At 46.0% G+C, this 8,799-nt stretch carries 5 protein-coding genes and 1 pseudogene; 2 read left to right on the top strand and 4 right to left on the bottom strand.

The window, feature by feature from the left end; all coding sequences use genetic code 11:
• On the bottom strand, positions 1-857 hold an 857-nt coding region (locus tag Q0668_RS06985; protein WP_298861881.1), incomplete at its 3' end, for a HEAT repeat domain-containing protein.
• A 917-nt stretch (positions 858-1,774) separates the two neighbouring features.
• On the opposite strand from Q0668_RS06985, the gene Q0668_RS06980 reads away from it, so the two are divergent.
• Together Q0668_RS06980 and purH are read left to right on the top strand one after the other, a co-directional pair.
• The gene (locus tag Q0668_RS06980; RefSeq protein ID WP_298861879.1) at positions 1,775-3,055 is read left to right on the top strand and encodes a PQQ-binding-like beta-propeller repeat protein; all 1,281 of its coding nucleotides are present in this window, start codon (positions 1,775-1,777) and stop codon (positions 3,053-3,055) included.
• 208 nt (positions 3,056-3,263) lie between these two features.
• Positions 3,264-4,847 (top strand): bifunctional phosphoribosylaminoimidazolecarboxamide formyltransferase/IMP cyclohydrolase, encoded by a 1,584-nt coding sequence (gene purH / locus Q0668_RS06975; RefSeq protein WP_298861876.1) that lies wholly within the window; start codon positions 3,264-3,266, stop codon positions 4,845-4,847.
• Between the two features lie 102 nt (positions 4,848-4,949).
• Here the strand turns inward: purH and Q0668_RS06970 are convergent, their stop codons facing one another.
• From Q0668_RS06970 to Q0668_RS06960, 3 genes and pseudogenes are all read right to left on the bottom strand, one after another.
• On the bottom strand, positions 4,950-6,461 hold the full coding sequence (locus tag Q0668_RS06970; RefSeq protein ID WP_298861873.1) for an arylsulfatase: 1,512 nt from the start codon (positions 6,459-6,461) through the stop codon (positions 4,950-4,952).
• 307 nt (positions 6,462-6,768) lie between these two features.
• Positions 6,769-8,205, bottom strand: a complete 1,437-nt coding sequence (locus Q0668_RS06965; protein ID WP_298861870.1) for a porin — start codon at positions 8,203-8,205, stop codon at positions 6,769-6,771.
• A 413-nt stretch (positions 8,206-8,618) separates the two neighbouring features.
• Positions 8,619-8,765, bottom strand: a pseudogene (locus Q0668_RS06960) (signal recognition particle-docking protein FtsY); the annotation flags it as partial.
• Positions 8,766-8,799: the final 34 nt, after the last annotated feature.

The raw sequence follows: 8,799 nt of genomic DNA, 5'->3' as shown, positions 1-8,799 counted from the left end.
TTTTGCAATGCCAGCAAAATGGATTCATTCTGATGGATGTGTTTCACAGAGACGGTTCGCATACGTACTTTGGGTTGTTGACTGGGAAGCACGATCACGCCGTTCGGGTAGCGACCTGCTAATAATCCTGCTTCGATATCAGGGGGCAGGACTACACCGGAATTTCCAAAAGTACCATTCGTATTATAACTATAAGTCGATGTCGCATCGGGCACTCTGACGCGATAGATATGGCTGGTTGTCAATGCAGAGATCAGATCCGGCACCACCGATTGATTACCGATCGCTTCCAGACCATTTCCTGCTCTTTGGACTATGAGATTGGATTTGTTTTTTAATGCCTCTATAAAAAAAGCGATCGCGCGGGTGGCATCCCGTTTGGTAAGGGCTGCCAGAGCAGTGTTACGTATGGCCTGCACGGGATCTGTTAAAGTCAGTTCGGCCAGTGGACGGAGTGGCTTGTCTCCAGGAATTTGAGTCAAGGTGGAAACAAGAAGTGACCGCAGCATGATATTATTATGCTTTCCCATCAATCTGGCTAAAGCAGCGACGGCATGTGGATCTCTAATGGACTGAATCTTTTTTAATCCATCCTGTTGCTGTAGCACCTGATTGCTGTTCATCCAGGCCATCCAGAGTTTCACTTCCTTGATCCATTTACGTTCTTCTTTCAGTTCTGCTTCATTTTTTTCGAGTAATTCTAATTCCACAGAGGACACATATCGTCCCTTGTATCTAATGTAACCATTTTTACGCATGGCTTCATCACGAGTCATCCACTCGCCGTCCCGTTTTGTATATCCCAGGGATGCACGGGCTTTCGCATGATTGGGATCAAGCTGAAGAATCTTTTCCATTTCCTGATTTCTTTGTGAACGCAAATATTTTTGTGAACACCAGTGGGCAAGTTTCAGGTGGGCTTCGACGGTGTTCTCAATCTCGACAGATTTTGTTTCATACTCTTCAATCAAAAGCGAACGATTCGTGATAAATTCAATCTGTTGCGCATCAACTGTAATGGACCCCCCTGTGAGAGTTTTAACAGTTCGAACCTCTTTCGATCCAGAGTTTGAAAGTGGCAGAAGTTTACCCCGAATCTCACCCCCATTTTTAAGTTTGAGCAAATCTGCGCGCGCAAGGGTGAGTGGGAAGCCAGTAATAAGAATCAATGTGAAAAGAATCACGATTCTGAAAACATGGATCGAAGTGTTTAGAAATGAATTTGTGATGCCTGTTCTCATACCAGTTCACTCATGATTATAGATGGTATTCGAAGATTTCGAGCAGTTTCGATGGGAACTCTTGATACAGGGGAATGGTTCATACCAAACCCTAATTATATTGTAGACTTTCGGTGCATGAATTGGTAGTTCTGAATCGCTGTGTGGTGCTCCTCATGCTGGTAATTTGCGGCCCGCAAATCTCAATCTGAGAAGAGAGATCCCGGTATTCGATAATCCGTAAAATCATTCAATTCGAAGCATATTCAAGAGACAGCAACAAAATGTTCAGTGTGAAGGGCGAAAAAATTAAAATCAAGCCCGAACAATGCTGGCTTCCTGTTTGGGAGAGTGGGTAGAATAGGATTTGTGAGTCATGCGAGGTTGGTATGAATCAACAATCGGGGTCTGTTTTTAATGACATCTTCCGAAGGTCATGTATGCGTGATGTAGAATTGGGGAGAACCGATTCTGTTTTGCGCTCATTGATTGTGAAGATTCCCTTTCATCAATCAAAATCTGTTTCCTGAAATCATAATTGAAAAGATAGTAATATGGCTGGTTGGAAGAATTTGGCTTTTAGTTTTCTGGCGTTGATTCTGACAGTGTCATCAACTGAGAGTCTGATGGCTCAGAAACTCAATGAATCATCGGTTGGGATCTCGCTACTTTCTCAACGCGAGCTGGTTCAGTTTGATTTAGACCGCGTCTGGTGGGGCCAGGCAACTGTGGATCCACATCGAGACCGAATTGTCCATCTCTCACTGGATGAAATCAATTTATATGCGCTTTCAACTTCTGGAATCATAACTGCTTTCAATAATGAAACCGGAAAAAAACTGTGGGCCACTCAACTGGGTCGTGGCAATAATGTTAGTTATCCCCCCGTTTCAAATTCAAAGCATGTCTTTGTTACTGTTGGTATGAATCTATTCTCTATCAACAGGTTAAATGGAGAAATCAACTGGGAATTGAAACTCCCCAATTCTGCTTCGACCAGTCCGACAGTTGATGAAGATATGATCTATGTTGGAACATTAAAGGGACGAGTCTATGCCTGGGATTTGAAGAAGCTGAAAGAATTGAACAATGAGTCAAAACTGCCAGGCTGGCGGGATGGTGCCATTCGCTGGACCTATCAGACGGGAGATACGATCAATACACCTCCCATCGTTACTTCTCGTTCATTGATTTTTGCCAGTCAGGATGGATCACTCTATTCTGTGACCATCAATAATCGTCAACTGGCGTTTCAATTTGAAACAGATGCCCCGATTTCAGCCAATTTAGCCGAGTCCGGGAAAAGTCTTTTTCTTGCTTCGGAAGACCAGAATCTGTACTGCCTGAATATTTTAAACGGGATTGTTAAGTGGAGAATTCGTACTTCTTTCCCATTACGCAAACCGGTAACTGTACTTGATAATAATGTCTATCTCTCTTCACAAAAGAATGGCCTGTTTGAGCTTTCAGCTGCGAGTGGCCATGAACAATGGTGGCAACCATTGGCTTCGAGTTTTATATCCTTGACGCCAACAAGGGTTTACGCTTCGGACGAGCTTGGGAATTTGCTCATTCTTTCCCGCAAAGATGGTGCTGTTCTGTCTGCAGTGCCTCTTAGAAAATATCAGGTCAAATTGATGAATGAACAGACAGATCGTATTTTCTGTGCTTCCGAATCAGGTTTGATTATGTGTCTTAGGCAGAGCGATCTGCCATTTCCTGTTCGGTTCAAGCACCAGGATCGTTATCCCATTCTGCCCGAAATCGCTCCCGAGCCAAGTGCCACTGATGCGGCAGCTGCCCCTGCGCCAGCGAATGAAAACGCAAATCAATAACGTGTTTTTCAGATTATTTGACGCTGGATTCATCAGGTTTGTTTTCTGATCCGATTGCAGCTAAACTAACCATTCGTTGAGAGTGTCTGGCAGCAAATCGTTGCCTGTTGATCCTTGAATTCCGATTTGCCGACACTTGGTTTTGTTTCTTTATATGACAGGAAAGCACTGTCTTTTCTGTATTCTCAGCCGATTGATTAATAAACAAATGAGTAATTCGCATCCGCGTCGTGCTTTGGTAAGTGTCAGTGATAAGTCGGGCCTTGATGTTTTTGTCAAAGGTCTTTCTGAATTGGGTTTTGAATTTGTATCTACCGGGGGAACCCGGCGTTATCTGGAAGAACAGGGTGTCAATGTCATTGATATCTCTGAGTACACAGGCTTTCCTGAAATCATGGACGGAAGGGTCAAGACGCTTCACCCAAAGGTACATGGAGCTATTCTTGGCAGACCTGATTTAAGCGAAGATGCCGCAGCGATCAAAGAATTCGAAATTATTCCTTTTGAGCTTGTCATCTGTAATCTTTATCCATTTGAAGAAACGATAGCCCGACCGAATGTTTCATTGACGGAAGCAATCGAACAGATTGATATTGGCGGCCCCAGTATGGTTCGATCTGCCGCGAAAAATCATGCCTATGTGGGAGTCGTTACATCCCGGGAGCAATACAATCAGGTGCTGGATGCATTGCAGTCGGGACCTTTAAATCCAGAGTTTCGCCTGAAACTTTCAGCAGCGGCGTTTGAGATGACCGCATGTTACGACCGCGCTGTTGCCAACTATATGGCGTCTGTTTTACCTTCACAAGCAGAGGCTAGCTCACGCTTTGATCAGCAGATCAGTATTAATCTCGTTCGTCGAGATCAATTACGTTATGGCGAAAATCCTCACCAGACTGCGGCATTTTATGTTGAGAAAGATCCACCTGTTGCGAGTGTTGCGCAGGCGGAGCAGTTGAACGGAAAAGAACTTTCCTATAATAATTTCCTGGATCTGGACGCGGCATTGCAAATTGCCAGCGATTTCGAAAAACCTGCTGCGATTGTGATTAAACATACTAATCCCTGTGGCTGTGCGACAGCAGATTCGCTGGTCGAAGCATTTGAAAAAGCATATGCCGGAGATCCGGTGAGTGCCTTTGGTTCGATTCTGAGTTTTAATCGTACTGTTGATCGAGAAACTGCTGAAAAATTATGTGAACCGAATCGCTTTATTGAAGCGATTCTTGCTCCTGATTTTGATCAGGACGCTTTTGAACTACTGACTACAAAACCCAAATGGAAAAAAAATGTGCGGTTGATGAAATGCCCCATGATGGTGCCGCATTCAATAGCAAGTCTTGATTATCGTAGAGTTTCCGGAGGATTGCTGGTTCAGGAAAAAGATGAACTTCCCGATAATTCTGCAGAATGGAAAATCGTCACGAATCGTGAACCGACTCCACAGGAATTACATGATCTTTCATTTGGCTGGATTGTTTGCCGTCATGTTAAATCGAATGCCATCGTTTTAGCAAAGGATGAAATGTTGCTTGGCGCGGGGGCTGGTCAAATGAGTCGGCTGGATTCTTCGTTTATTGCTGCTTACAAAGCCGGAGAGCGAAGCAAAGGGGCGATCGTAGCCTCTGATGCCTTTTTCCCGTTTCGGGATGGCGTCGATGAAGCGGCTAAAGCAGGAGTGACTGCGATTATCCAACCGGGAGGCTCCGTTCGGGATGAAGAAGTGATCGATGCCTGCAATGAACATCGGATGGCCATGGTCTTTACTGGTCGACGGCATTTTAAACATTAAATCTGAGATGCTTGTTTGCAGGTACACATTGGGTTTTCAACAGCGGACTCACTACTGCGGGCTCTATGTGAATGGTCTGCTCTTTTCATTGTGTCGGTTTTTTCATTTTTCGTTGACGCGTTTGTGCCAGGTTTCAAACTGGCTGACCATCTTTTTCAGTCGATCTGATTCGCGTTCAGCAAGATCTGTAGTCTCGGTTCCATCCAGTTCAAGATTAAAAAGCTGCCATTGACCATCTTTCTTTGGTCGAATGGCTTTCCATTGTCCCATGCGGATGGCTTGATGTCGGGGCACATTCCAGTAGATCGCTTTATGTTCTTGACGTTGATGTCCCTGAAAGAGGGGTAGCAGGCTCTTGCCTTCCACTGGCAATGGCTGACGTCCTTCAAATTGAGTGGGATAACTGGTGTTAGCGACATCCAGGAATGTTGCCATAAAGTCGATCACGTGCCCGGGTTGTTTCTCAATACTACCACGCTCACGAATTACAGCAGGCCAGCGGGCGACCAGCGGCGTTCGGATGCCGCCTTCGTAGGCGCCTAACTTTGTACCGCGCAATGGAGTATTACTGGCATTTGCCCATGCCAGTCCATAACCGGCGAATGTGTCATGCGGCCCCGGCGGATTGTCAGGACCGCTGCCAGGCCGAATTGGTACGTGATCTTTTCGCCAGCCGATCTTCTTTGAGTTCGGCCCGAAACCAAAACCACTCTTACTGGGAGAGAGGCCACCATCGGGGGCTGCCCCATTATCGGAGAGAAAGATCACGAGTGTGTTCTCCACTGCGTTGGCGTCTTTCAGAGTTTTAAGAAGTTGGCCGAGACCTCGATCTATTGATGAAATCTGGGCAGCATAGACGGCCATCCGTTCTGCCTGCCAATTTTTTTGCTGATCGCTGTTCCAGTCTTGAATGCCCGTAGATCGTGGAGAGAGTTTCCAATAATCTGGGACCAGTCCTGACTGACGCTGATTTTGAAAACGCTGTGCTCTAACCTCGTCCCAGCCAGTCGTTCGATAGCGTTTCCGAAAGGGAGCTACATCAACTTCTCTTGCATGCAGAGGCCAATGGGGGGCAATGTGTGCGACGTAGAGAAAGAACGGCCTTTTTTCAGAAAGACTCTCTCGCAGAAAGCGAACTGCGTAATCGGTTAGAGCATCAGTCAGATAGAAATCTTTCGGTAGCTCAATTCGTTTACGATCTAAGTAGTATGGATTCTTGTCGACTTCGTGAAAGTAGCTGATCTTGGCCTGACACATCGGTCCGAAAAAATGATCAAAACCCCGGTCCAATGCGGAGTCCCGCCCCTGCCATTTACCAACCATCATTGTCTGGTAGTTGGCCTGTTGCAGAACTTCTCCAATGGTGACGCATTTATTGAAGTCTTTTGGCTCATTCCAGCGATCCCCTCGATGTCCTACCTGCTGGCAGTATAAGCCTGTCAGCAGAGATGCTCGCGTGGGTCCGCAGATGGCATTATTATAGAACTGTGTGAAGCTCAAACCATCGCGCGCCAATGAGTCAATATGCGGCGTATCAATTTCTCCGCCGTAACAACCAATGTCAGACCAGCCTAAATCATCTGCCATCACAAGAATGATATTGGGCGGTTCCATTGTCTCCTGACCCGAAGCCACAGTCACGAAGGCGATCTGAAGCAGGAAACACACTGTTAACACCAATTGATTCATCGTGCTATGGTCTTTCGTTTTCAGAGACTCTGAAGAAGAACGAAATGAGAATTTCAATGTTGTTCTGGAGAAACACGATTATAACAGGCAGCGTTCCCGGATGGCAATCTGTGAGAACGCATAGCGTTGAGGCAAAAATAAAAGGAGCCCTCTCCAGCGAAGAGGGCTCCTTTTTTGTCGCTTTCTGATTCGGAAATTCCGAACGAATGGGGAGAAAAAACTCCCATTGATATCAGAAGGTGAGAATTACATCTGTACCAACAGTGAATTGGCTGTTTTTAGCGGCTCCGCTGGAATTAGTCCATGGAGAAGCATTATCAGACCAGTCCCAGCGAACTTCAGGGCGAATTCGCAGGCAGGAGTTCCATTTATAGTTCAATCCTGCTGTAACTTCGTAGTAATTTGCCCCTGCAGTGCCTAATTGAGTACCGTTATGGTCTCGCCACCATTCAACTCGCATCCCGGCACGGGTGCTATCACACATGTCGTAGTATAGATACTGGTTAATACCATAAGTTTCAGCATCCTGACCAGGGTCTGCGACGTCTCCATTACGGAAGAACATGTGGTCATGCTGGAAAACATAAGACATTTTGTCACTCAATTTTTGTTGGGCAACAATGCTGAAGACCGTTAGATCTGATGTACCACCGAAGGCATCATTTTCTGCACCTGTACTAAGTGAGAAAGCAACAGAAGTGTCTTCGCTGTCGCTGGTCCAGCTAATCAAACCAAGGAAGCTCCACTTATTATTCTGATTTTCAAAGTCGTCCCAACCCGTGGTAATACCGCCGGTCAGCGCGACATTGTCATTCAAATCGGTACTGGCTAATGCACCGGTGTGAGTAAAAGGTTCATTAAACTGCATTGTGTATGCATGCGAATAAAAGAAGTTGTCGGGAGCAGGAACTACTTCATATCCGATGGTGGTATAGAAATGCCCAACGTTCAGAGTCACACCGTTGCCGATAGGAGCATAAAACGATGCATACATCTGAGGCATTGCCAGTCCAATCTGGTTTGCAGTTGCAGTATTATTGCTAGTCCAAACTCCATCGAAGTTGGGATTGCCGTTAGGACCACCGAAAGTAGATGTGTCCTGTGCATCCGAACCTACAACCATGTCTACACGACCACCCCAGCCGAAACAGTCTTCGTTGGCAGCAGCGTCTTTTTCGAGAACGAAGTAGAGTTGGTTCATCATGAACTGGCTGTCAGCCTGATTGAACCCAACACCGGGCGTGTTCAAATCGTTAGCGGGACGGTTACCATTGAATGTCATGCCGAATTCTAACCAACCGCTCAGTTTCCAGCCGTTGTCTGTCAGGTGATTGCTGCCATCACATTTGTCAAACACACTGGAAAGTTTAAAGCAGCAATCTTCATCATCGCTTGATGCTTCACCACAGCAGGTATTTGGATCAGTGCAACCAGTGTCGCATGACTTGGGGGCACAGCATTCTGCTGTTAACCGATCAAGTTCGGCAGCTAATTTGTCGCCAGCTTCTTCGAATACTTTGGTGCAGCAGGCATTGGGCTTGTCCGGTGTGCAAGAGGGAGCACAAGCGGCGTCACCACCAAATGCGGGTGATATAGCCATGAGACCCAGCCCACTTAGTAGGAGCCCAGTCATTCTGGCTTGTCTGGTGATTTTATTCAGTTTTTGCATTTTTAACTCCTGAGTGCACGTGCAAGGTGCATGGTCTCCATACCGTCAGAAGGGGGGCGTATAAGCTTGACAAAACATTTTGTTAGGCGAAGCCATACTGACGGATAAAAATACCATCGTTAGAATGAGTTGACCTGTAATGGTCCACAAATTGAGCGCTACCAAAACGATGGCTCTAACTCCGAATATCGGAATATTCCGTAAGGACTTTGATGAAAAGAGATACGTCACGAAAAGCTTGCATGATCGGGAGGGGTTCACCTACTCTACTAAACTCACAAGGCGAAATATCTTACCAAATACTTAAGATTGATAAGCATGCGCATATTCTAAGCACAGACGTAAACGTTCATGTGTAGAAACGAACAAGTCGCTATATACTCGACTTTTAAGTTCAGAGTATTTTTTGGGCATTATTCAAACAGCGCGTCAACAAATCCCTGTGAGTTAAAGATCTCAAGGTCTTCTATTTGCTCACCAACGCCCACATACTTGACGGGGATCCCCATCTTTTGGCGAATGGCAACCGTGACCCCGCCCCGTGCAGTCCCATCTAATTTCAATCAGGGTGTAAAGCTTTTCAAGCCACTCCGT

Source organism: uncultured Gimesia sp., from assembly GCF_937910335.1.
Classification (GTDB): domain Bacteria; phylum Planctomycetota; class Planctomycetia; order Planctomycetales; family Planctomycetaceae; genus Gimesia.
The sequence above is the reverse complement of the archived record's forward strand: the minus strand, read 5'-3'. Positions and strand labels throughout refer to the sequence as shown.